The 23,613-nt window shown below is 38.1% G+C and carries 23 protein-coding genes; 10 read left to right on the top strand and 13 right to left on the bottom strand.

The genetic code is table 11. From position 1 onward, the window contains the following. Positions 1-99: 99 nt before the first annotated feature. The gene (locus tag ADIARSV_RS21475; RefSeq protein ID WP_152439824.1) at positions 100-300 is read right to left on the bottom strand and encodes a hypothetical protein; all 201 of its coding nucleotides are present in this window, start codon (positions 298-300) and stop codon (positions 100-102) included. Positions 301-580: 280 nt separating this feature from the next. Between ADIARSV_RS21475 and ADIARSV_RS09155 the strand changes: the two genes are divergently transcribed. Next, positions 581-1,075, top strand: coding sequence for a hypothetical protein (locus tag ADIARSV_RS09155; protein ID WP_016195202.1), 495 nt, complete (start codon positions 581-583; stop codon positions 1,073-1,075). Between the two features lie 114 nt (positions 1,076-1,189). Continuing rightward, positions 1,190-2,488 carry a UDP-N-acetylmuramoyl-tripeptide--D-alanyl-D-alanine ligase gene (locus ADIARSV_RS09150; RefSeq protein ID WP_016195201.1) on the top strand — a complete coding sequence of 433 codons (1,299 nt, stop codon included), beginning with the start codon at positions 1,190-1,192 and terminating at the stop codon, positions 2,486-2,488. A gap of 45 nt (positions 2,489-2,533) precedes the next feature. On the opposite strand, the gene ffh is transcribed toward ADIARSV_RS09150, so the two are convergent. From ffh to recQ, 7 genes are all read right to left on the bottom strand, one after another. Beyond that, the gene (gene ffh, locus ADIARSV_RS09145; protein ID WP_016195200.1) at positions 2,534-3,874 is read right to left on the bottom strand and encodes a signal recognition particle protein; all 1,341 of its coding nucleotides are present in this window, start codon (positions 3,872-3,874) and stop codon (positions 2,534-2,536) included. 68 nt (positions 3,875-3,942) lie between these two features. Beyond that, positions 3,943-4,941 (bottom strand): DUF3078 domain-containing protein, encoded by a 999-nt coding sequence (locus ADIARSV_RS09140; protein WP_040299633.1) that lies wholly within the window; start codon positions 4,939-4,941, stop codon positions 3,943-3,945. Between the two features lie 383 nt (positions 4,942-5,324). Then, entirely contained in the window at positions 5,325-6,080 is a 756-nt protein-coding gene (locus tag ADIARSV_RS09130) for a hypothetical protein (protein WP_040299628.1), read from the bottom strand. Between the two features lie 56 nt (positions 6,081-6,136). Further along, on the bottom strand, positions 6,137-7,000 hold the full coding sequence (locus ADIARSV_RS09125; protein ID WP_016195196.1) for a glucosaminidase domain-containing protein: 864 nt from the start codon (positions 6,998-7,000) through the stop codon (positions 6,137-6,139). An 8-nt stretch (positions 7,001-7,008) separates the two neighbouring features. Continuing rightward, complete coding sequence (locus tag ADIARSV_RS09120) at positions 7,009-7,668, bottom strand: glucosaminidase domain and LysM peptidoglycan-binding domain-containing protein (protein ID WP_016195195.1); 660 nt, start codon at positions 7,666-7,668, stop codon at positions 7,009-7,011. A gap of 3 nt (positions 7,669-7,671) precedes the next feature. Beyond that, the gene (locus ADIARSV_RS09115) at positions 7,672-8,307 is read right to left on the bottom strand and encodes an O-methyltransferase (RefSeq protein WP_016195194.1); all 636 of its coding nucleotides are present in this window, start codon (positions 8,305-8,307) and stop codon (positions 7,672-7,674) included. Between the two features lie 91 nt (positions 8,308-8,398). After that, the gene (recQ, locus tag ADIARSV_RS09110) at positions 8,399-10,213 is read right to left on the bottom strand and encodes a DNA helicase RecQ (protein ID WP_016195193.1); all 1,815 of its coding nucleotides are present in this window, start codon (positions 10,211-10,213) and stop codon (positions 8,399-8,401) included. A gap of 96 nt (positions 10,214-10,309) precedes the next feature. On the opposite strand from recQ, the gene ADIARSV_RS09105 reads away from it, so the two are divergent. Further along, on the top strand, positions 10,310-10,648 hold the full coding sequence (locus ADIARSV_RS09105) for a phage holin family protein (protein WP_016195192.1): 339 nt from the start codon (positions 10,310-10,312) through the stop codon (positions 10,646-10,648). A 5-nt stretch (positions 10,649-10,653) separates the two neighbouring features. Here the strand turns inward: ADIARSV_RS09105 and ADIARSV_RS09100 are convergent, their stop codons facing one another. From ADIARSV_RS09100 to panC, 5 genes are read right to left on the bottom strand one after another with little or no spacing between them, the layout of a single operon-like run. Continuing rightward, positions 10,654-12,762, bottom strand: a complete 2,109-nt coding sequence (locus ADIARSV_RS09100) for a M1 family aminopeptidase (RefSeq protein WP_016195191.1) — start codon at positions 12,760-12,762, stop codon at positions 10,654-10,656. Positions 12,763-12,764: 2 nt separating this feature from the next. After that, entirely contained in the window at positions 12,765-14,009 is a 1,245-nt protein-coding gene (locus ADIARSV_RS09095; RefSeq protein WP_016195190.1) for a peroxiredoxin family protein, read from the bottom strand. A 26-nt stretch (positions 14,010-14,035) separates the two neighbouring features. Further along, complete coding sequence (rfaE2, locus tag ADIARSV_RS09090) at positions 14,036-14,533, bottom strand: D-glycero-beta-D-manno-heptose 1-phosphate adenylyltransferase (protein WP_016195189.1); 498 nt, start codon at positions 14,531-14,533, stop codon at positions 14,036-14,038. A gap of 25 nt (positions 14,534-14,558) precedes the next feature. Continuing rightward, entirely contained in the window at positions 14,559-14,909 is a 351-nt protein-coding gene (panD, locus tag ADIARSV_RS09085; RefSeq protein WP_016195188.1) for an aspartate 1-decarboxylase, read from the bottom strand. A gap of 55 nt (positions 14,910-14,964) precedes the next feature. Next, the gene (gene panC / locus ADIARSV_RS09080; protein WP_016195187.1) at positions 14,965-15,801 is read right to left on the bottom strand and encodes a pantoate--beta-alanine ligase; all 837 of its coding nucleotides are present in this window, start codon (positions 15,799-15,801) and stop codon (positions 14,965-14,967) included. Between the two features lie 896 nt (positions 15,802-16,697). On the opposite strand from panC, the gene ADIARSV_RS09075 reads away from it, so the two are divergent. From ADIARSV_RS09075 to ADIARSV_RS09055, 7 genes are all read left to right on the top strand, one after another. Beyond that, positions 16,698-17,522 carry a glycogen/starch synthase gene (locus ADIARSV_RS09075; protein ID WP_040299625.1) on the top strand — a complete coding sequence of 275 codons (825 nt, stop codon included), beginning with the start codon at positions 16,698-16,700 and terminating at the stop codon, positions 17,520-17,522. Positions 17,523-17,653: 131 nt separating this feature from the next. Then, on the top strand, positions 17,654-18,094 hold the full coding sequence (locus ADIARSV_RS21470) for a sugar-binding domain-containing protein (protein WP_016195184.1): 441 nt from the start codon (positions 17,654-17,656) through the stop codon (positions 18,092-18,094). 14 nt (positions 18,095-18,108) lie between these two features. Further along, the gene (locus ADIARSV_RS21860; protein ID WP_160166652.1) at positions 18,109-18,261 is read left to right on the top strand and encodes a hypothetical protein; all 153 of its coding nucleotides are present in this window, start codon (positions 18,109-18,111) and stop codon (positions 18,259-18,261) included. A gap of 43 nt (positions 18,262-18,304) precedes the next feature. Beyond that, the gene (locus ADIARSV_RS23175; protein WP_394331147.1) at positions 18,305-18,409 is read left to right on the top strand and encodes a hypothetical protein; all 105 of its coding nucleotides are present in this window, start codon (positions 18,305-18,307) and stop codon (positions 18,407-18,409) included. Between the two features lie 89 nt (positions 18,410-18,498). Then, positions 18,499-19,374: a glycoside hydrolase family 43 protein gene (locus tag ADIARSV_RS09065; protein ID WP_016195183.1), complete on the top strand. Its 876-nt coding sequence runs from the start codon at positions 18,499-18,501 to the stop codon at positions 19,372-19,374. 141 nt (positions 19,375-19,515) lie between these two features. Continuing rightward, a complete protein-coding gene (locus ADIARSV_RS09060; protein ID WP_200864737.1) occupies positions 19,516-21,687 on the top strand; it encodes a glycoside hydrolase family 3 C-terminal domain-containing protein in 2,172 nt (723 codons plus the stop codon). A 214-nt stretch (positions 21,688-21,901) separates the two neighbouring features. Then, positions 21,902-23,581 (top strand): sodium/sugar symporter, encoded by a 1,680-nt coding sequence (locus ADIARSV_RS09055; protein ID WP_016195181.1) that lies wholly within the window; start codon positions 21,902-21,904, stop codon positions 23,579-23,581. Positions 23,582-23,613 lie beyond the last annotated feature (32 nt).

The raw sequence follows: 23,613 nt of genomic DNA, 5'->3' as shown, positions 1-23,613 counted from the left end.
TTAATAATCCTGCTTTGGTTTTCGGTCAATTGAGTGTATAAAAGAATAAAATGACAGATTATCAGTCTGTTAGAGATACCTAACAGACTGATAATAGAACTACATACCAGTATTTGTGCTATCAGTAGTTGGCGCTGGGGTAGTTGTAGAACTATCAGTCATTGTGCTGTCAGTCATTGTTCCAGTTGAAGTGGAATCTATCATTGAACTGTCCGTGCTGGATTGAGATTCTCTGCTTGCAGAGCATGATGCCAGACCTAGTCCGGCCGTAAGCATTAACATGATGATTTTAGTTTTCATAGCTGTTTTTCAAGTGTTTGTGACCTGTTAATTGTTCAACTTGTAACAAAGAAAGTAGTTATAGGTTTCCGAAATAGCAATTAAATCGAATTTTAAACCGATAACATGTAATAAAGTTGTCATCAATTTTGAAATCCTCAAATGACGTACGTTTGCATAGGTATATTTTTAATATTTCAATAAATAAAGCTATTTATTGTGAAAATATCATAAAAAGTAAAATATATTTTAAATATATTCAATAATATGTTACTTTTGATGTGAAAATAAAAACAGCGTTATGAAAAAGATTTTTTACTTAGCCTTTTTAGTTCTGGCTTTATCAACAAAGGGATTTGCTGATGATAAAAACGAAAGTAAGGAAGCAAACGTTTCTTATTTTGCAGAAAATAACTTCCTTAATAAATATCAGGCAGCTAAAGATGTAAAATGGAGAGTTACAAATAACTTCCAGAAGGCAGTCTTTACATTAGACGGTCAAAAACTATCTGCATTTTTTGACAGCAATGGTGAGTATATCGCAACTACACAATATGTAGCTGCTGATAAGATTCCTGCAGTTGGTCAACGCAGACTAACAAAGCTTTATAATGATTATAAGGTGAATGAAGTTGTACGTTACGACTTTGATGGCGAAGCGGCTTCACCTTTACAAATGCTTACTGGCAAAAGATTCTATAATACAATCTATTTTGCTAACATTAAGAAAGGCAATGCAAATGTATTAGTTAAGATTACTCCAGATGGAGATGTTTCTTTCCTGAAGTATTTATAAGAAATTCTTAAACATATTTAGAAAACCGGCTAAGTCCGGTTTTTTTTGTTTCATTTTTTTAACAAACAGCAATCCTCTCTTTATTTAATTTATAATTGCATCAAAGTGTTTGTCATGAATATTGAAGCATTATACATTCTCTATACGAAGAACCGGACAGTTAGTACGGATACGAGAAATATTACACCAGGAAGTCTGTTTTTTTCACTTAAGGGTGATAATTTTAATGGAAACGAGTATGCGGCCAAGGCATTAGAAGCTGGGGCATCGTATGCAATAATTGATGATGGCCTGTATTATAAAAATAACCGGTATATATTAGTTCAGGATACGTTAAAGACGCTTCAGGAACTGGCCACGTATCACCGTGCTCAACTAACTATTCCAATTATAGGTATCACCGGAACAAATGGCAAAACAACGACTAAAGAGTTGCTGAATGCCGTGCTATCCCAACATTATAAAACATACTGCACCATTGGTAATTTGAATAATCATATTGGTGTGCCTTTGACGCTGTTATCTATTAAGCCTGATGTGGAAATAGCCATTGTAGAAATGGGGGCCAATCATAAGAAGGAAATAAAAGGCCTTTGTGCCATTGCCCAACCTACACATGGTATAATTACAAATGTAGGGAAGGCCCATTTGGATGGATTTGGTGGATTTGAAGGAGTTAAAGAGGCAAAGGGGGAATTATATGATTTTATTAAATCAAATAAGGGTGTGATTTTTGTTGACGGTAATAATTCGCTATTAAAGGAGATGTATCTTTGCCGGGGAATTGATCAGGCAGTACGATATGGGCAGAATGAGGATAATGAAGTTTCGGGTTTTATTCTCTCAAATGACCCTTTACTCACTATAGAGTGGGTATCTGCTAAGGAGAGACGTCAGCTAAAAACTAATCTCACAGGGAGTTATAATTTGGAGAATATTTTAGCTGCAGTTGCTATTGGCCTTTATTTTAGTGTGTCAGCAGATGAAATTGATTTGGGGATATCCTCTTATACTCCAGGAAATAATCGTTCGCAAATTATTAAAACAGCTATAAATACACTGATCTGCGATTATTACAATGCTAATCCAAGCAGCATGAGGGTAGCAATAGACAATCTCAACCTGGTTCATGCCAGTAAAAAGGTGCTTATTTTAGGAGATATGTTTGAATTAGGTGCTAATTCTCTGGAAGAGCATCAGCAAGTTGTAAATCATGCATTAAGTATACCAGTTGACCGTCGGATATTCATAGGCAAGGAGTTTGATGCTTTGAAAACGGATATTCAGGCTGAGTTTTATACAGATATTGACAGTGCGATGAGTGGACTATCAGATAATCCTATCAAGGAGGCCATGATACTTATCAAAGGATCCAGGGGAATGAAAATGGAAAAGTTGGTACCGCTATTATAAATGAAGGCTGTATCTGAATTTGAAATTCTGATACAGCCCCTTATCTTATTTCCCGAAAGGCATTTTCGGCATGCCTTTCATCATTTTAGTCATAGCTGCAGGATTACTAAACTGCTTCATGACTTTTCGCATATCATCGAATTGTTTAATCAGCTTATTCACCTCCTGAAGGTTTGTTCCTGATCCTTTTGCAATACGACCACGTCGACTCTGATTTATAGCATCAGGATTCTCGCGTTCATAAGGGGTCATAGAATGGATGATGGCTTCTATCGGCTTAAATGCATTGTCGTCAATATCCATGTCTTTAACCGCTTTACCAACCCCCGGAATCATTCCCATAAGGTCTTTCATGTTACCCATCTTTTTGATTTGCTGGATCTGTCCGATAAAGTCGTTAAAGTCAAATTTATTCTTGCGTATTTTTTTCTGTAATTCAGCAGACTCCTTTTCGTCAAACTGCATCTGAGCACGTTCAACCAGGGATACCACGTCACCCATTCCGAGTATTCTGGAGGCCATTCTTTCTGGATAAAATACATCCAGTGCTTCCATTTTTTCGCCAGTACCAATAAACTTAATCGGTTTATTGACCACAGACTTTATAGAAAGGGCAGCTCCACCCCGGGTATCACCATCTAGCTTGGTTAAAACGACACCAGTAAAGTCCAGGCGATCATTGAATGCTTTAGCGGTATTCACAGCATCCTGTCCGGTCATTGCATCTACAACGAAGAGAATCTCATGAGGTTTGGTACTACTTTTAACAGCAGCAATTTCATTCATCATGGCCTCATCTATAGCAAGACGACCTGCAGTATCCAGAATGACAACAGTATTCCCATTTCGCTTCGCTTCGGCTATCCCTTCCAGAGCAATAGCAACTGGATCTTTTGATTCAAGGTTAGCATAAACTGGGATTCCGATTTGTTCTCCAAGAACCTGAAGCTGTGTAATAGCAGCAGGACGATAAACGTCTCCAGCCACTAACAAAGGTTTTTTCCCTTTTTGTGTCTTTAGATAGTTAGCCAGCTTACCTGAAAATGTGGTTTTACCAGCACCATTTAATCCCGCAATCAGTATGATTGTAGGATTAGCGGTTAAATTCAATTCTATTGCAGTGCCACCCATTAATCCTGCAAGCTCATCATTCATGATCTTGGTAAGAAGCTGTCCGGGCGATACAGCCGTTAAAACGTTTTGACCTAAGGCTTTTACTTTAACGTCATCTGTAAAAGTTTTGGCTGTTTTATAGTTTACGTCGGCATCAAGAAGGGCTTTTCGAATCTCCTTCATGGTTTCCGCCACGTTAATTTCCGTAATCGAACCTTGACCTTTAAGTACTTTAAAGGCTCTGTCTAGTTTATCCTGTAAATTTTCAAACATGTTAATAATCCGCTTTTAAACAGCTGTTGCAAAGTTAAGTAATATTTTTAAATGAAAGTTAGGTGGTGTTAGTATGGGAACTTATAAAGAATTCCCAATGAGATCGATTGACTTGCCTGGATTTTACGACTGGCATCATCATCATACAATACTACTCCTGCTACAGTGACATTGATTAACCTATTTACTTTAGCAATCATGGTAAGGTCAAGACGTTGGTCAATACTCCGGAGTTTTTCGTAGTTGGCAAACATCGTATACACACTTTTAACTACTAAATTAGGCATCACTTCTTTTTCAAAGTTACTCACCAGCTGAAAGGCAAGCTCGTTTCTGACTACTTTACCAGTATCTACACCATAATTCTTAGCTATATTTTTATAAATATTCTTGTCCAAAACAAAGGTCTGACGGGCAGTTCCAGTACCGATACGTAAGGAATAATAACGACTTGGTCTAAACTCCAAACCCAACGATTCCGTTAAGTAACCTGGCGACATAAAACGGGAAATAGTTGTAGCCTTTTCTCTCTTGACATCATCTTCAGTTATCGTTGAGTAGGCGAATCCTCTGTCAAATTGAGATTCAAAGTTAACAGACCCAAAGAAATTCCAGCTTTTTGATAATTTTAAGGCCACTTTGTTATCCCAATACAAGCGGTCATTTGTTTTCCGTTGCAACTGGCCTTTATTTTTTATCTTACCATATTGCAAAATAACTTCCGAAACATAACTTTTATCGCCTTTAGTATAGTCTGTTTTATAATTGAAGGACGTTCCTACAGCGAGTGAAGTAATGCCCCCACCACTCCAATTATCACTAAAAGAAGCCTGATTCATGTTGATTCCAAAAGATACCCAATTCCGCCAGTAGTTCACCTTCAGGTTAAGTTCTGATTGGGGAATTTGTATTGGTTGAAGCTGCAGAAACGGTCGCCTAACAGGAAGACTTTTTTTTTGAGGATATTGTCTTAATTTGCTTAACTCAGTTGTGTCCGATTTACTATCCTGAGAATATGCATGTAAAGAACAGGCCAAGCACAGCAGAAAGATTAGTCTTTTCACCATATTAGGGCAAATTAAAGAAAAAAAGAAATAGCAAAGCCATCTATTTAAAAAAACTACCATTACAAAAACTTAAACCAAGAGAAAATTTTACGCTTTTCAAGATAGGAGATATCATGATCCATAGAAAATGCCTCCCTTTCAAATACAATATTTGCATACGCTTTGTGATGATTGCGATAGCGCACAAGATTAATCAAATAATGCAAAATATAAAATAAATAGAAAAATAAGACCAGCAATTCAATCTGTTGATAGATGTGGATCCTTTCGTGATTAATTAAATACGGATCCTTTTTGTAAGAGTCATACTTTACCAGTATAAAGGGGAACAAAGCCATTCCTGAAGCCGGTAAAAAGGATATTTTTCTTATAGGAAACTGCATTTATTTATACTCTGGAATAAGTGGCGGTAACCGGTTGAGTGTAGGATTTGATTGATACCGCCGAAATGATTCTTTAATAAAGCTGATTAATTGATACTCGTCAGCTCTCAGAATGAAGTTGTATGAAGGACGATATTGCTGCATGAAATCCAATAGCCTATCATCTGTTAATCCGGTCACTCTATTTATTAGCGTAGCAGTATACCTGTAATTGATGATATTATCCTTGTAATCCCGTTCTATGATTTCCTGAAGATAACGGGCATTTTTCCCTTCCCTGCTTAATAGACTAAAAATGGCATCTATACCCAATCCTGCACCCCCAGGTCTGTTTTCTGTTCCCATCTGTAGAATATCTTGTGGATCACCTTTAAAATAAATGTCCTTGTATTCATTTTTAGTGCGATTTAAACGCTTATCCGGACTGAGCAGAGTGTCATTTATCGTGACTTCCTGCAGCTGAATGCTATTTCGTTTCAAATAGAACAGTACAGCATTGGCCTTTGGAATAACCAGTGTATCGACATTATAACCATGAACAGCTGCCACAAGCGTGTCACCTAATAGGGCCTTAGTGGTAAATTCACCTTTCGTATTATTATAGAACCCAGTATGGGTACGCATATTATACAGATAGACACGGGTAATCCTGAGCTTAGAATCTCTATCAAATACGATTCCTTGCACTGTTTTTTCTTGCGCAAAGGCAGTGCAGGTTACATGAAGTAATAAAAGTAAGAATATTAGACTTTTCACCGATGGTAAATCTACCCAGAATGATATAAAAGGCCTAAAGTTTAACAACTCTTAACCTATTTTGAAACAACTAAAAGCTGTCCTGGTTTAAGATCATTTCCTCCCAACGAATTAACTAGTTTAATCTCGTCTACCGATAACCCTACTTTTCTGCTTATTGCATATAAAGTGTCACCCGGAACTACCTGATAAATTTTCAATGCGACAGCTGGTTTAACGATTTCTGCAGGGGTTTCCGCAGGTTTCTCCGCAATCTGAGCCATTACCTTCTCTTCTCTTTGAACCTTATCGTATATAGACTCGCTCCTATCGTAGCGGTCAAGTCCATACCTTTCTATCAGGTCAATTAATAATTCGGGGTACCGGGGGTTAGTCGCATATCCAGCTTTCTTAAGTCCCTTTGCCCAGCCTTTATAATCGTCCCTTTGCAAATCGTACAAAAAAGAATAGTGGCTACGCTTTAAAAACTCACTGTGGTCTTTATACGATTCCTCTGCCGAATTATAATAGCGGAAACACTCACCAGCAGTGTCATCATCTTTTAAGATCGTCTTACCTGTCCATCCAGCATGGCACTTAATGCCAAAATGATTATTTGCTTCGCGTGCTAAGGGACTATTGCCACTTGCAGACTCCAGCATCCCTTGTGCAAGTGTGATACTCGCCGGAATGCCATTTTTAATCATTTCTTCAATGGCAATATCTTTAAACCGTTCTACATAACCGTTGGTGGAATACACTTTCACAATTTTATCTTCAACAAGAACACCGTCATGTTTGGGGAACTTTATTTTATCAGGCTTATTGGTAATAATTTTTTCCGGCTTTTTAAAGGTACGATGAGTACCAACAAGTTGTTTTTTGCTGCTACAAGAAGCCAGCATTGTGGCCATCAATGCAATCAGAAGATATTTTTTCATTCAGAATATTACAAATGTAAGCTCTGGCCAATATTAAGCATACTGCTTGTTAAGCCATTTTTGTTTTTTATTTCTTTTACAGTAGTTCTGAAACGCTCGGCAATCCGTATTAGTGTATCCCCTCTTCTTACATTGTAAGTACTAGTTTCTTCTGATTCGGCAGGCGTTGAAACATTGCTTTGCAAGATACTCGAAGAAGGGGTATCCAGCTCGTTAAGTTTATATTTTTTAATGATGGCAGTTACCTGACTCGCCCAGGTACGGCTGTGCGCATATCCGCCACGTTGAATGCCCATTGCCCAGCCTCTGTAATCATCAGATGCATATCGGGTAAATAAGCCTGTAAATTGATTCTTTAAAAACGATACGAAGTCAACGTAACAGTCGTCTACGTTGTCATACCCTTTATATGCAGATTTTATTGGTTTAGGTCCACTTTTTCCTTTCAGTCCAAAATGGTTATTAAGGTATTTTGCTATTCTGCTGGTTCCACTTGCCGATTCATGAATAGCGATGCCCAGAATAATACTGGCTGGAATACCATGCTGATTCATTGTAGTAACAGCTACTTTTTTATACGTTTCAATATAGTTTTCTGCTGGAGTTTGAGCTACGGCTGTCCCTGAAAGAAAAACTATAAGGCTGGCATATATTATTTTTTTTAGCATAGATTACAATTTACGGATTATCAATAAACCATCACGTACAGGAAGAATTAATTTTTCAACGCGATGATCGTTAGTTACTTTGTCATTAAATGTACTGATATTTTGAGTGTCTTTATCTTTTGCTCCCATGGCTATCTTCCCATGCCACAAAACATTATCGACTATAATAAGGCCTCCCTTGGTCACCTTATCAAACACCATATCGTAATAAGTGCCATTATTCTTCTTGTCAGCGTCTATAAACACCAAATCAAAAGAATCAGTTAAAGTAGGAATTACATCAACTGCCTGACCTATATGATACACTATTTTGTTACTTAATTGTGAACTATTGAAATACTCCCTTACTCGTTCTTCAAGTTCTTCATTCACATCAATCGTGTGCAGTAATCCATCTTCCCTTAGTCCTTCAGCCAGACAAAGTGTTGCGTAACCCGTATAAGTTCCTATCTCAAGAATTCGATCCGGATGTTGTATTTTACTCAGAAAACTTAGCACACGACCCTGATAATGCCCTGAAAGCATTCGGGCCATTGGCACCTTTAAATGCGTTTCACGACTTATATATCTGAGCAACTCTGACTCTTCTTCGCAGTGTTGTTCCAGATAGATCTGCACGTCATCAGTTAGCAGTTCCATGGCTGCAAATATAGGTAATTATCTTTTTATGGAAATTATTTCCGGATAAGCCCAAGATTATCAGGCAAATGATACACATAATGCGGCTTTCCTATCTATAGGACCGCTTTTTACGAACCATATAATTTCCAATTAAATCAAGGAATTCTTCACCGTAACGATCAAACTTATACTCGCCGACACCAGTTATCGACAACATTTCGCTTGTTGTGAGTGGTTTTTTATCCGCCATTTCATGCAGCGTTGCGTCACTGAAAATAATATAGGCAGGAACCTTTTCTTCCAGTGAAAACTTGCGTCTTACTTTTTTTAATTGTTCTAATAATTCGTCTTCGTAATTTACTGGTCGAGCATGAGTAGTTAAACTGGTTTTTGCAGGTTTAATTAAAGGTGGAAGTACAATGAGTTCCGCTTTTTTCTTGCCAAATAAGATCTCCTTACCATAGGCAGTACTTTTAAGAGCGAAGTTTTCGTCGTAAGCCATCTCAATAATGCCCAGATTTAGCATTTGCATCAAATAGCGTTGCCAGTCTGACGTGCACAAATCCGAACCAATACCATGCGTTTTCAATTTATCATAACCGGCCTCTCTCAAGTCCGTTCGCAACGAACCCCTTAATACATCGATAACCATCGTTGCTCCTTCTTTTTCTCTCATTCTAGCCATTGCCGAGAGTGCTTTTTGAATGAGTAGTGTGCCGTCGAAGTGTTTCCTGGGATGGCGGCATACATCGCAGTTGCCACAATTCTTCTCTAGGGTCTCCGAAAAATAGCTAAGCAAGATCTTTCTCCTGCAAATATCTGCTTCTGCGTAATGCTGAATGCGCTTTAGCTTCTCCAGGTTAATATCCGCCTGTCCACTTTGAGCAGCAAATCTATTTAGCATCGTGAGGTCCGAATAATTATAATATAGGATAGTTGCTGCCGGAAGGCCATCTCTGCCTGCACGGCCAATCTCCTGGTAGTAGCTCTCCATACTTTTGGGTAGGTTATAATGAATCACCCAGCGGACATTCGACTTGTCTATTCCCATCCCAAAAGCGATAGTAGCACAAACTACCATTAAATCGTCGTTTATGAAGTTCTCCTGAACGCGCTCCCTTTCCCTTGCATTCATCCCCGCATGGTAATAACCCGCGTTGATGCCCTTTATTTTAAGTTCATAAGCTACCTCCTCACAGGTAGTCCTGCTTAAACAATATATAATTCCACACAGACTGTTGTTTTGTTTAATGAAAGTGGTTATCTCTTCCAGTTTCTGCTTGGTTTTAATCCCTATTCGTACATCCAGACTCAGGTTCTTCCTGTCAAATGAGGAAACAAAGATCTTCGGATCCTTTAAATGAAGCTGTTTGATGATATCCTTTCGCGTTACCTTATCTGCAGTTGCCGTAAGCGCAATAAAAGGCAGGTGACTGAATCGTTGCCGCAATAAGCCAATGTGCCTGTATTCCGGTCTGAAATCATGTCCCCACGCGGAGATACAATGCGCCTCATCAATAACAAACATCGAAGGGTTAGTCATCGAAGTGATCGACGAAATATCGGAAATAAGCCGCTCAGGCGATACATATAATAGTGCAATTTCCTTTTTATAACAGGATTCCAGAATTTTTTGCTGTTCCTCAAAGCTTTGTGTGCTATTTAAAAATGCAGCCGCTATGCCATTAGTTTTTAAGGCATCTACCTGATCTTTCATGAGCGAAATCAAAGGGGAGATCACAATACAAACTCCATCCCTCAGCAATGCCGGAATCTGAAAACACACTGATTTTCCTCCGCCTGTAGGCATTAATACCAATACATCGTTTCCAGATATGACTTCATTGATAATTTCTTCCTGCTGTGGACGGAATTCATCGTATCCAAAATACTTTTGTAAAATTTCCTGAGCAGATAAGGACATGGATAAAATTAAGAATAATACGAATCAATGCACAATTTGAAGTATGTTTAAACTTTATGAGCTTAAATACTGTTCGTAATTTTAAAAGATAATTAAATGAGATTTATAATTGAACTATTACTTACCGGCATAGCCGTGTCGGTAGCTGCTTTTCTTGTTCCTGGAGTGCACGTTGATGGATTTTTAAGTGCCATCATTGCAGGTATTCTTATCGCTTTAGCCAATGCCACCATCGGTACGATACTCCGGCTTTTTACTTTTCCTATTAATATTTTAAGTTTGGGTTTGATGTCATTTATCATCACCGTACTGATGGTTTTATTAGTCGACCATTTCATGAAAGGTTTCAATACCACAGGCTTTTTAGCGGCTTTAATCTTCGCTATCGTGCTGTCCATCATTAAAATGGTTTTCGGATCCTTAAGCAGAAATTAAAAAAGCTATCCTGCCAGGGCCTGAATCACACTGGGTGATTGGTCTTTGGCTGCTTTTTTAAGTACTTCAGCATTGTTTTTAGACTTATAAACACCCTTTAGGGCATTTATAGCTGTCGACCGAACATAAGACCGAACATCTTTTAATGCCATGTTTTTTACTTTATTATAAGCAGTAGCCTGTGCTTCGGCAGGAAGTAAACTCAAACTCCGGACAGCCATTCTTCTGATAGCCCATTGTTTGTCATCTAAAGCCTTAATCACAGTGCTAATGGAAAGAGTCTGCGATGGCTGTTTAATCAATCCCTGCAAGGCTTCCATCCTGTCAGCAAATAAAGGAGCATTTGCATATTGAAATGCATACTGTTTAATACTTTTATTCTCTTTTTTACTGCAGAGAATATATTTTTCAGCATCTACGTTAATCAATTCAGGCTCAATCTCCTGGTCGAATGAAAATGTTTGATCCGCTTGATCTACAATTACCTCTTCCCTCCGCACTTTTCCGTTACTATAAATATCAATGGCTAATGGTAACCGATATAAAGGTGCGGTGTTTAATGATTGCGTTTGACTGATACTCACCATCGATTTTTTAGTCAGCGCATCATATTTACTGTTTATAGTCAGTTCGGGGTTGCCAGAGTTTAAAAACCACTGATTAAAAAACCAGTTCAGATCCTTTCCCGTAACCTCTTCAAAAGCCAAACGGAGATCATGAATCTCTGCATTCTGATAAGCATGTTTTTTTAAATACAAATTAAGGCTTTCAAAAAAAGCATCGTCACCAACTGTTTTCCTTAACATATGAAGAATCCGTCCGCCTTTTTGATAGCTTACCACATCAAACATCTGCTCGCGATCGGAGTAATTAAACCGGATCACATCTTTCTCTTTCGCCCTTGTATCGTTTAAATACGAGTTTGCATCCCCCCATCCTTTGTAATCAGCCTCATCCAAGCCATATTCATGTTCTTCCCAGAGGTATTCCCCATAGGTAGCAAACGATTCATTTAAGGGTAAATTTGACCATGATTTCGCTGTAACAAAATCACCAAACCAATGATGGAAAAGCTCATGGGCAATAATATCTTCATGATCTTCATCCAGATGGTACCCTGCAGTCATGTTCATCCCTTCAAAAAAGGTCGTTGCAGTGGTATTTTCCATGGCACCTCCCTGAAAATCACGTACCACAATCTGCGAATATTTATCCCATGGAAATTCAACTCCCAGCTTTTTAGAAAAGAATCCAATCATTTCAGGTGTCTTACCAAAAATTAGCCTGGCATTATCAGCAAATTCTGGTTCCATGTAATAATTGACCTCTTTATCGTTCCATGTGTCTTTAACAATTTTAAAGTCGCCACCTGCAAGCATGGTCAGGTAGGTAGAATGCGCTTGTTCTTGCCGCCAATTGTCTGTATGCGTGCCATCTCCATTGTCAGCAGAGAAATCCAACAAGCCATTGGACAGCGAAACCATATCTTTAGGTAAGGTGATACTGATTTCCTGGGTCATCTTTTCCTGCGGATCATCTATTGTAGGAAACCAACCTGAGTTACTTTGGGTTTCACCCTGAGTCCAGAACTCACGGGGTTTCTTGGCAATCTTGCTATCGCGGTTAATAAAGTAAAACCCTCTGTCGCCTGATGACGCAATATCCTTACCTACTATTAACCTTTCGGGCATAGCCACATAGTCGATCATGATTTTGTATTCCTCATCATGCGTATAGGTTTTATTCAGATCAACTATTAGCAATTTACCGTCGTATGTATATTTTAATGGTTTTTGATCATAATTATCCAGAAGATAGACCTGGTTAATTTTAAACCCTTTTGCATTCAATATAATCTGAGCGGATGGATAGATATAGGGTCTGGCTTCTATCGTGGCCTTCCCGATTACAAAAGCACTATCCCAATCTAGTTTGATGTCAAGCCCTGTATGGATGATATCTGTGACCTGCGTATAAGCGGGTTGGTAAATATGAGCACCCGCTCTGGTTTCATATACCGACAAAGGGTCCATTACCACCTTTTTAGTGCTGGAACAGGTTATCAAAAAAAGCCCTGCCACAAAAAGGCCGAGCAGTTTATAAGGGTCTTTCATAATTACTTTACGGTAAGTAAATGATTTACATGTGTTTCGAACTCTTTAATAAAGTCGGTGTAATACTTACCTGTACCCGGACCGCTAAATCCGGTATGAATTTTATTTACCTTTCCTTTTTTATCAATGATGATAGTGGTAGGGAATGCATTAAAATTCTGAAGAGCTGGTATGCCTTTTAAAACATCTTTATTTGAATATCCGGTTATTAATAGCGGATAAGTGATATCAAAGCGCTTCTGAAGTCGTTCAATACTGTTTTTCGACTTTATAGGATCACTTGTACGCTCAAATGCTAAACCTATTACTTCCACTCCCCTGTCTTTATACTGTTTATAAAAATCGGTCATAAAAGCAGTTTCATCCATACAATTCGGGCACCACGTTCCCAGAAACTGAATAATAACAACCTTGTTTTTATACACAGGATCAGTCAGGGACACTATTTTCCCATCTAAATTAGGAAAGCTGAAAGCCAGGGTAGAAAAGCCGGGTTTAAGCGTAGTTAAGGAATAAGCATCTGGAAGTATAGCTTGATCGTCTTTCGCTGCCGACCAGTTTGTAACCGAAGAAAACCCTGAATACAATTTGCCATCCACGATATTTTTACCATCAATCGTACCTGTGAAAAGCATACAATTAGATCCATCAAAGGCAGAGAGAAAAAGCTTGCCTTGCGAAATAGACCCTTCAAGAAAACGGTAATCGCCAGTAGTGGTCAGAAATGTACCGGTTACTTTAGACTTATGCTGTGTAAATTCTCCTACTGCTAACGTAGTGTCTTTACCGTCTGTGCTGATAAAATTACTGGACCATCTTCCTGTTATTTGTTCAGGCGTTTCAGGATCCTCTTCAAAGAAGCGATATTTTACGTCTCTTTCCGCATTGAATTCCATGCTTACAGACTTATCTGCTAAATGCCTGACCCAATTTCCAGTCAGACCATCTGATGTAAAAGCTGCTCTGAATTCAGAGTCAAACAGTGGGAGTTTAATAATAGCCGAATCAGCAGTTACCGTGATATCGTCTACCTTTAACCGATCATTTGCATTTAATATATAAATGACTTTCTTGCCTGCAGAATCTAATACCTCGAAATTAAAAGGAACCTCTGTGCCTGCTTCATTTTTAATTGTCGCTCTCCAGGTTCCTTGAGATAAGCCATTTTCTGATTTACCACATGCCGTAAAAAGGACAGTTGATGTAATTATAAAGGTATAAAACAGGCGAAAAGTCTTTAAAGGCATAATAACATCGTTAAAAATGAAATATATTAGTTTTCTTGCTCACGTATTTTACGCTCAATTGATGAAGTGGAATAGCCATCTAAAAAGGGAATGGTTTTCACTTCTCCACCATTAGCCAACACAATATCTGCTCCTACTATCTGTTCTACTGTATAATCTGCTCCTTTAACCAAAACATCAGGCGTAATTGCCGAAATCAGGTCTGCAGGAGTGGACTCATCGAACAATACCACTGCATCAACAAAAAACAAGGAGGCAAGCAGTGCTGCTCTTGAGTTTTGATCGGTAATAGGTCTTGAAGGACCTTTGATCCTGGACACAGAGCTATCTGTATTTAATCCGATAATTAGCTTATTACCTAATGCTGCTGCTTTTGCCAGATAATCAATATGTCCAAGATGTAACAAGTCGAAACATCCATTGGTAAAAACGATTTTTTTACCAAGAAATTTCCACATATTAATCAATGGACTAAGTTGTTGTAAACTAACTATCTTTTTGTCGATGATTTCTAACTTATCCATAAGCTATTCAACAGTATCCTGATATTTATTTAATAAGTCGGTTGTTATCGTCCGGAAAAACAAGAATAGGCTGATATTTTCTACCCTCTTCCATTGTCAGGGAACCAAAAGACATCACAATGACGATATCCCCTACCTGAGCAAGGCGTGCACATGAACCATTCAAACAAACTATGCCGGAGCCGCGCTCTCCTTTAATCACGTAGGTTTCAAAACGGGCGCCATTGTTATTATTTACAATTTGAACCTTCTCATTAGGAATAATATTCGCTGCATCAATTAAGTCTTCATCAATTGTGATACTTCCCACGTAATTCAATTCTGCCTGGGTAACTTTTACCCGGTGTATCTTTGACTTCAAAACCTGAATAATCATGATGCAAAATTAGCAAAAGGTATTGAAAGTCTACTAGTTGAAATCCCTTCTCCTGTTAATTAAAAATCATATTATCAATCAACCGCGTTTTTCCGATAGTGGCCGCTACTAAGGCTACCATGCCTTTACTGTCATTATTTAGGGTTGTTAAGGTGTCTTTATCTAATAGTTCGAAATAATCCAGTTTAATATCAGCGTCAGATTTCAGGATATTCAGGGCGATAGCTTTTAATTCCTCAGGAGTATGCTGGGCCGAAAGGTCCCGTATCGTAAAGAGTGATTTGCTGAGCAAGAGTGCCTTGCTTTTTTCTGTTTCTGATAGATGTACATTCCTGGAGCTTAGTGCAAGTCCTTCTTTGTTTCTTTCAATAGGACACATCACTAACTCAACAGGCAGATTTAGAATTTCGACCATTTTGCGAATGATAAGCACTTGCTGATAATCCTTTTGGCCGAAAAATGCTTTCGTAGGGTTTACAATTTGGAATAACTTGAAAACTACTTGTGTCACACCCTGATAATGTCCGGGACGAATTGCTCCTTCCAGCATATTCTCCAGATAACCTATGTCCAAATGCCAGGTTTCATGCTCTTCATACATTTCAGTTACTTCTGGAAGGAATAAGTAATCGCAAGCCGCCTCTGTGAGTTTTTCAATGTCAGCAGAAACTGTACGCGGATATTTTTCCAGATCTTTTTGATCTGTAAACTGAGTAGGATTAACAAAAATGCTGCAAACTACGACATCTGTCTGCTGTTTGGCCGTTTTGATCAAAGATAAATGACCGGAATGAAGAGCGCCCATTGTAGGAACTAAACCTATTTTCTTATTTTCCTTTTTTAACTCCGTTAGCAAATGAGATAACTCTGCTTTTGATGTAAAGATTTTCAATTGTAATAGTATTTAATGACAATTATGCTGAATGATAAGAGATGTTAAACAGTTGTAACACTTTATCTTCTATAAAAGGCAGGCGTTTTTAATCCAAATACGCTTGAATTAATTAAGCCAGCTTTTATAGGTTCAGCGAAGCTATAAGAAAAATGAATAGCGAGCAATGATTATCATCACAAAAAGCCTTGCGTATCAAATTACATAATCATGATCCATTGTTCGGTTATTCTAATTCAAAATGGAACATCTTATTGTGGTTGTAACTAACACGGATCTAGGTTTGACCTGTTTCGCAGTTGATTCGCATTTCGAGCGGACAAGGTGCGGAGAAGGTGCGAGGGAGGTGGGTAGGAAGTGTGAATAAATTAATAATCATGACAGGCCAGGAATAGGGGAATATATATCGGTTAAGCGATAAGCAGCATTAGAAATAGGTACCTGATCGTTCTGGTCTTTTCACGTATTAAAACTTAAAACATCATTTAAAAAAAAAATTGATCTAGCAAATAATTTTCTTCTCTTCTCTAAGGATGTAGAATTAATTTGTGCTTGCTGACTTGTAAATAAATATTTGATAATACGGGCGAAGTTTATCTATTAGGTTCCCTTTAAAATGAGTTTTAAAACTGTGAAAACCTATTGATTACGAATTGGGAGTTAAAAATTAGGTAAATAGCAGCAATTATATAAAAACGAATACAATTCTCAAAATAAAATAGCCCGGTTTATTTTTCATTTTAACTATAAAACACCTTGGAAATTGATAATAATTGGACCCACACAGCTAATAAATCGATAAATAATATCGATACCTATTGCGTAATTCATTGATATGTCATATTATATGTGTATATTTGCAGTCCCAAATTCTTTCATTTATTTAACATTTGGAGATGGCAAAAACGAAGTTATTATTTATTACTCACGAGATGTCGCCTTTCCTCGAGTTAACAAAAATTTCTGAAATTACCCGGAAACTTCCACAAGCAATGCAAGACAAAGGATTCGAAATCCGCATTTTAATGCCTCGTTTTGGTAGCATAAATGAACGTCGCAATCGCTTACATGAAGTCATCCGTCTTTCAGGAATGAACATCATCATCGATGAAAACGATAACCCGTTGATCATTAAAGTCGCATCAATACCTTCAGCTCGCATGCAGGTATATTTCTTAGACAATGAAGAGTATTTTCAGCGAAAGCATGTTTTCAGAGACAATAGTAATAAGTTCTATGAAGATAATGATGAACGGACTATCTTTTTTTGTAAAGGAGCATTAGAAACAGTAAAAAAACTAGGTTGGGCGCCTGATGTGGTACATTGCCATGGATGGATGACTTCTTTAGTTCCTGTTTACATGAGAACTACTTACAAAGATGATCCTACGTTTAAAAACTCGAAGATTGTTTATTCAGTTTACGACAATTGTTTTACGGAAAAGCTAAACCCTGATTTTTCGAGAAAAGCAATTATGAATGGTATGGATGCATCGCACTTAGAGGCATTCAAAAATCTAGATTGTGAGTCATTACACTTAGGTGCAATTTCTTACTCTGATGCTGTTGTTTTTGGTGGAGCAGCAATTAGTCCTGAGCTTGTTAAGTTTGTAAAGGCAACTGACAAACCAGTAATTGAATATGAAGCATCTGCTGATTATGAAAATTATTTTAATCTCTATGAAGAGATTCAAGATGAAGAATTAGCTTCTTTAGCTTAATTAATTCTACAATAAAAAAACCCGGTAGAGCTTTTGAAATGCTTTACCGGGTTTTTTAGTTTGTCGGGCATGGCAATCAGCTATAGGCTGCAAGTCATAGTAAGGTTTGTATGACAAACCGGAAGGACTGAATGTTAGAATGTCAAAGGAAACTGGACATCCCAACTGTAACCGACAGGTTACTAAAGCAAGCCATTTCCCAATGGCTGAGCCCTAAGTACGAGGGCGGCTTTTCAACAAACAGTTATGGCTTCCCGCCAGGACGCAGTGCCCATCAGGCAGTCCATCAGGTACATTATTTAGGAAAGTGTCCTAATGGCTATATTTCTTTTCTATATGAGCTTTCTAAGTATCTTAATTACGGGGGAAGCAATGTGATTGCTGTAAAAGTGGATAACTCGAAACAACCTAACTCAGGCTGGTATTCGGGCTTTGGAATTTATCGGAATGTATGGTTAACGACTGTAAATCCGGTTCATATTCCTCAGTATGGTATTTTTGTATCTACTCCTTTGGTTTCGGCAAAGGAAGCAGATGCTCTTGTTAACACTATAATCACTAATAAGTCCTAAAAACCTTAAATGTAATGCTCAAAACTGAGATTTGCAATGATCAGGGAGAGCAGGTGGCTGTTGTTTCTAATACAAGTGCTCTTGCTTGGGGTAGTTCCTATCGGGTTGATCAAATGTGCTCATTAACAGCCCTCATCTATGGTCGGCAGCTAGTCCTGTTCAACTAGTCACGAATCCTTTAAAGTAAGTCGGCGTAGTGCCTTTAATGGTTTGGCATTGGCTATCATTCAGTCGAGGAATGCGAGTGGGGCTATTATTGAGGAAGCAACATCGGCAGGATTAAGTGCAAATTCGATTACAATTGAGGCGAATTAAGACAATTTGATTGATTTATAAGAAAGGATTTTCTTTCTACTGAATAATCTGATAACTTGCCTCATTATTTTTGACCACTTTAAACCATTATGAAGACAGTTATACTGCCAGTTTTATTTCTATTCTTAGCTATTTCTGCATTTGCTCAGCCCGTTTATCTTTTCTATTACTTTAAAGGGAATGGAGAAGATGGCCTTCATTTGGCTTATAGTCGAGATGGATATCAATGGGAAGCGCTTAAAAATGATCAGTCTTTTTTAACACCCACAGTGAGTGCTGACAAGTTAATGCGAGATCCATGTGTAATACGTGGCGGTGATGGTAAGTTTCATATGGTGCGGACCGTGAGCTGCAAAGATAAAGGAATAGGTTATGTGAGTTCTGATGATTTGATTAATTGGTCTGAACAGCAGTTTATTCCTGTTATGCAGCATGAAAAAGGCACCAGAAATACCTGGGCACCAGAAATAACCTATGATGCAAAGTCGAAGACCTACCTGATTTATTGGGCTACCACGATAAAAGGATTGTTTCCTGAAACGCAAAGCACTGCGGATAATAGCTATAATCACCGGAGGTACTATACGACAACCAAAGATTTCAAGATATTCACGGATACTAAACTGCTATATGATCCCGGGTTTAATGTAATTGATGCTGCTATCGTGAAGGTAGGGAAAAAGTGGGTGATGTTTATGAAAGATGAAACAAAGGAGCCGGTAAAAAAGAACTTGAAAATGGCATTTTCCAAACATCTGGCAGGACCATACAGCAAGGCTAGTGAACCTATTACAGGAAATTATTGGGCAGAGGGTCCCGCAACTCTTAAAATAAATTATCAGTGGATTGTTTATTTTGACAAGTACAGAGATCATAAATACGGTGCTATTACCTCTAAAGATTTAAAAACTTGGACAGATGTATCCACAAAAATCAGTATGCCTGATGAAATATGGCATGGATAGCATATTTACTATTAATGAAGCGGAAGTAAATAAACTTAAATGAGCTTACTTAACATAATGAGTCCCTAATAGTAACATATCAATACCTAATATTATTATAATGCTGTTTAATTTTGAACAATAAGCTAACAGTTAACCACGATGAAATCTAAATTGCTATTATCCATTCTTTGTTGTGCCATTTATATGGGCACTAATTTGCTTCCGGTCTCGGCTCAACAAACAACCGACCCAGCTACTGAATCTAAAATCGAAAGTCTCATTAAGAAGATGACTCTTGAAGAAAAGATAGGTATGATTCATGGAAATTCTTCTTTTACATCCACTGGTGTGGCGCGTTTAGGAATTCCAGAATTGATGACATCTGATGGACCTCATGGAGTGCGTCCCGAACATGGAAGAGATTGGGTTTTGGATAATAAGGGGGATGATTCATCTACGTATTTGCCGGTTGGTATAACTTTGGCTTCAACCTGGAATCCTGAAATGGGATATGCATCAGGTTCTGTATTGGGCAGTGAGGCTAATTATCGGGGAAAGGATGTTATTCTGGGTCCGGGAATAAATATCATGAGGACTCCACTTAATGGAAGGAACTTTGAATATATGAGTGAAGATCCTTATCTGATCTCCAAAATGGTGGTTGGATACATTAAAGGGGTACAGGACCAGGGTGTTTCAGCGAGTTTGAAGCATTATATGGGGAATAATCAGGAAATCAACAGGAGTGGTATTAATGTAGAAATGAGTGAGCGGGCATTGAGAGAGATTTATTTGCCGGGTTTTAAAGCTGCAGTTGTAGAAGGTGGCGTAAATACGGTGATGGGATCTTATAACAGGTTCAGAGGAGAATATTGCACCTATAATGATTACCTGATCAATAAGATCTTAAAGGGAGAATGGGGTTTCCAGGGATTGGTAATGAGTGATTGGGGAGCGATTCATAGCACTAAAGAAGCTTTGCTTGGTGGAGCGGACCTGGAAATGGGAACGGATCTTGAAATGTTACCAAATCCGGATTACAGTAAATTCTTTTTCGCAGATGCTGCTCTTAGAATGGTACGCGGAGGTGAAATTGCCGAATCGGTAATAGATGATAAAGTGCGGCGCATTCTAAGAGTGATGTATAAGACTCATATGTTCGACAAGCGCCCTTCAGGAACTTATGCTACTAAAGAACATGCCGATGTTGCTCGCAAGATAGCAGAAGAAGGGATTATCCTGTTGAAGAATAAGGGTAATGTTTTGCCACTTGATAAAAAGACTATTAAAACAATAGCAGTTATAGGTGCTAATGGAAATCGTACTAATGGAATGGGTGGTGGAAGTTCTCAGGTTAGAACCAAGTATGAAATTACTCCTTTAAAAGGACTTCAAAATCTTTGTGGAAATAGTGTAGGGATAACTTACGAACAGGGCTATACGATTGCCAGGAATGCGCAGGCAGATCCAAAGCTAATTCAACAGGCAGTTGATGCGGCTAAGAAGGCTGATGTGGCTATTGTTGTGGGTGGCTGGACTCATGGTTATGATTATAGTGTCTGGAGTGATAATGCCTACGATACTGAAGGTTTTGATAAACCTGATATGAATATGCCCTTTGGTCAGGATGAATTGATTCGTGCGGTTATAAAAGCAAATCCGAACACGATTGTTGTGCTTTATGGCGGTGGTCCTATTGATATTGATACATGGGTCAATGAGGCTAAAGGTATTTTACAAGTAGGATATCCGGGGATGGAAGGAGGAACAGCATTAGCAGAAATTCTTTTCGGTGTTGTTAATCCTTCGGGCAAATTAACAGTGACTTTTCCGAAACATTTGGAAGATTCTCCAGCTCACAAGTTAGGTGAATACCCCGGTGATAGCATAAATGTGCATTATAACGAAGATATATTTGTGGGTTACCGCTATTTCGATACCTATAAAGTAGAACCTCAGTTCGCTTTCGGTCACGGCCTATCCTATACTTCCTTTAAATATAGTAAACCTGTTGTGGTGACTTCAACTGGCTCTGCCAGTGTGAAAATATCGGTTCAGAATACAGGCACCAGACAAGGGGCAGAAGTAGTTCAATTGTACGTTCGTGATTTAAAGTCTTCTTTGAAACGACCTGTAAAAGAGTTGAAGGCATTTAATAAGGTTTTTCTAAACGCAGGAGAGTCTAAAGAAATTGAATTCAATTTAGATAAAAGTGCATTTAGTTATTATGATGACAAGCAAAATCAATGGGTTTTAGAACCTGGTAAATTTGACATCCTTATAGGAAGCTCTTCATCAGATATCAGGACGAAAAATAGAATAAAGTTGTAATTGTTTTAATAATGGATAAAAATTCATTTTCCTACTATTATTTAGATAAATATTCCTACTTTGAGGCTCGGAATTTATGAGTGTTTACTATACACTAACTGTGTAGTTAAAATTGTTTAAATTATTGGTAATTAGCGTGAAAGGCAAGGTTATCCTTCCCTTCATTTTAAGAAAAGGAGTATTGTAAATTATTAATAACAGATATATAAACCAAATGAATACGCTTGACACGAAGGATTACATTGTTTTTCTTATCTATTTTGTGATAGTAGCCGGTTATGGATTGTGGATCTATTACCGAAAGAAAGCTGCTACCATGGGCTCAAAGGATTACTTCCTCGCGGAAGGATCTTTAACCTGGTGGGCCATCGGAGCCTCTTTAATTGCATCTAACATTTCAGCAGAGCAGTTTGTCGGAATGAGTGGATCAGGATTTCAAATCGGATTGGCTATCTCAGCCTATGAATGGATGGCCGCACTTACATTGATCATTGTAGCGGTGTTCTTTATTCCGGTGTATTTAAAAAATAAGATTTTTACTATGCCCCAGTTCCTGCACCAGCGATATAATGGTACAGTGGCAATGGTTATGGCAATCTTCTGGTTGTTATTGTATGTAGTGGTTAACTTAACATCTATCCTGTATTTGGGTGCGATCGCAGTTAGTGCTATTTCGGGAATCAGCCTGACTTTTTGTATGTACTTCCTTGCATTCTTTGCCATTATTATCACCCTTGGAGGGATGAAAGTAATTGGTTATACGGATGTTATTCAAGTGTTTTTCTTGATTCTTGGAGGTTTGGCTACTACTTACCTGGCATTAAACCTTGTCGCTGAGCACTATGGTGATTCAGGGGTCATAAGCGGTTTTAGCCATATGATGGAGAGAGCGCCGGAACACTTCCAGATGATTCTGAAAAAGGATAATGGTAACTTCTTGGATCTTCCAGGCTTAACTGTTTTACTAGGTGGTTTATGGATTGTGAATTTAAATTACTGGGGATGTAATCAATATATCGTTCAGCGTGCTTTAGGTGCTGATTTAAAGACAGCCCGTAATGGTATTCTATTCGCCGCATTTCTTAAGTTGTTAATGCCGGTTATTGTGGTTCTTCCAGGTATTGCAGCTTATATTCTTTATAAGGAAGGTTCAGGGAACTTTGGTCATGATATGTTGATGAATGGAGAATTAAATCAGGATAGAGCCTATCCTGTAATGTTAAATCTTCTTCCGGCAGGCTTAAAAGGTCTATCATTTGCGGCATTAACAGCTGCAGTTGTAGCCTCGTTAGCTGGTAAAGCAAATAGTATTGCGACTATCTTTACTTTAGATATTTACAAAAAAGTGTTTAATATCGAAGCAAGTGAAAAAAACTTAGTTAATGTAGGTAAGCTCACTGTAGTGGTATCAATGATATTAGGGGTAATTATTGCTCCACATTTAGGGATTGATAAAAAAGGTGGATTTCAATATATTCAGGAATATACAGGATTTGTATCTCCAGGTATCTTTGCCATGTTTATATTAGGTTTCTTTTGGAAAAAGGCTACTTCAAATGCGGCTCTATTTGCAACAGTTGGTGGTTTCTTATTCTCCCTGGTATTTAAATTCTTACCTGAATGGACAGATTTAAGCTTCCTTATTCCTTACGGATTTGCTGCTAAGAGTGCGATATCTGGATTGGTTGAAATACCTTTCCTTGATAGAATGGGTTTTGTATTCGTAATCTGTTTTGTTGGCATGTTCCTTATCAGTACTTACGAAAGTAGGAATGGTGTTAAGACTGTAAATCTTGAAATAGACACTTCTATGTTTAAACCACATCCAGGTTTTATTGCAGGATCAGTATTAGTGATTGGTATACTTGTCGCTCTTTACACGGTCTTCTGGTAATGTAAAAGATTTATATAATAACGAAGACGTAC

The organism is Arcticibacter svalbardensis MN12-7, from assembly GCF_000403135.1.
Classification (GTDB): domain Bacteria; phylum Bacteroidota; class Bacteroidia; order Sphingobacteriales; family Sphingobacteriaceae; genus Arcticibacter; species Arcticibacter svalbardensis.
This window is presented reverse-complemented; position numbering and strand designations above follow the sequence as displayed.

Bases quoted from the DNA above. Each gene is read 5' to 3' on its own strand.
- ADIARSV_RS21475 (WP_152439824.1), bottom strand. From the start codon at position 300: ATGAAAACTAAAATCATCATGTTAATGCTTACGGCCGGACTAGGTCTG.
- ADIARSV_RS09155 (WP_016195202.1), top strand. From the start codon at position 581: ATGAAAAAGATTTTTTACTTAGCCTTTTTAGTTCTGGCTTTATCAACA.
- ADIARSV_RS09150 (WP_016195201.1), top strand. From the start codon at position 1,190: ATGAATATTGAAGCATTATACATTCTCTATACGAAGAACCGGACAGTT.
- ffh (WP_016195200.1), bottom strand. From the start codon at position 3,874: ATGTTTGAAAATTTACAGGATAAACTAGACAGAGCCTTTAAAGTACTT.
- ADIARSV_RS09140 (WP_040299633.1), bottom strand. From the start codon at position 4,941: ATGGTGAAAAGACTAATCTTTCTGCTGTGCTTGGCCTGTTCTTTACAT.
- ADIARSV_RS09125 (WP_016195196.1), bottom strand. From the start codon at position 7,000: ATGAAAAAATATCTTCTGATTGCATTGATGGCCACAATGCTGGCTTCT.
- ADIARSV_RS09120 (WP_016195195.1), bottom strand. From the start codon at position 7,668: ATGCTAAAAAAAATAATATATGCCAGCCTTATAGTTTTTCTTTCAGGG.
- ADIARSV_RS09115 (WP_016195194.1), bottom strand. From the start codon at position 8,307: ATGGAACTGCTAACTGATGACGTGCAGATCTATCTGGAACAACACTGC.
- recQ (WP_016195193.1), bottom strand. From the start codon at position 10,213: ATGTCCTTATCTGCTCAGGAAATTTTACAAAAGTATTTTGGATACGAT.
- ADIARSV_RS09105 (WP_016195192.1), top strand. From the start codon at position 10,310: ATGAGATTTATAATTGAACTATTACTTACCGGCATAGCCGTGTCGGTA.
- ADIARSV_RS09100 (WP_016195191.1), bottom strand. From the start codon at position 12,762: ATGAAAGACCCTTATAAACTGCTCGGCCTTTTTGTGGCAGGGCTTTTT.
- ADIARSV_RS09095 (WP_016195190.1), bottom strand. From the start codon at position 14,009: ATGCCTTTAAAGACTTTTCGCCTGTTTTATACCTTTATAATTACATCA.
- rfaE2 (WP_016195189.1), bottom strand. From the start codon at position 14,533: ATGGATAAGTTAGAAATCATCGACAAAAAGATAGTTAGTTTACAACAA.
- panD (WP_016195188.1), bottom strand. From the start codon at position 14,909: ATGATTATTCAGGTTTTGAAGTCAAAGATACACCGGGTAAAAGTTACC.
- ADIARSV_RS09075 (WP_040299625.1), top strand. From the start codon at position 16,698: ATGGCAAAAACGAAGTTATTATTTATTACTCACGAGATGTCGCCTTTC.
- ADIARSV_RS21470 (WP_016195184.1), top strand. From the start codon at position 17,654: ATGTTAGAATGTCAAAGGAAACTGGACATCCCAACTGTAACCGACAGG.
- ADIARSV_RS21860 (WP_160166652.1), top strand. From the start codon at position 18,109: ATGCTCAAAACTGAGATTTGCAATGATCAGGGAGAGCAGGTGGCTGTT.
- ADIARSV_RS09065 (WP_016195183.1), top strand. From the start codon at position 18,499: ATGAAGACAGTTATACTGCCAGTTTTATTTCTATTCTTAGCTATTTCT.
- ADIARSV_RS09060 (WP_200864737.1), top strand. From the start codon at position 19,516: ATGAAATCTAAATTGCTATTATCCATTCTTTGTTGTGCCATTTATATG.
- ADIARSV_RS09055 (WP_016195181.1), top strand. From the start codon at position 21,902: ATGAATACGCTTGACACGAAGGATTACATTGTTTTTCTTATCTATTTT.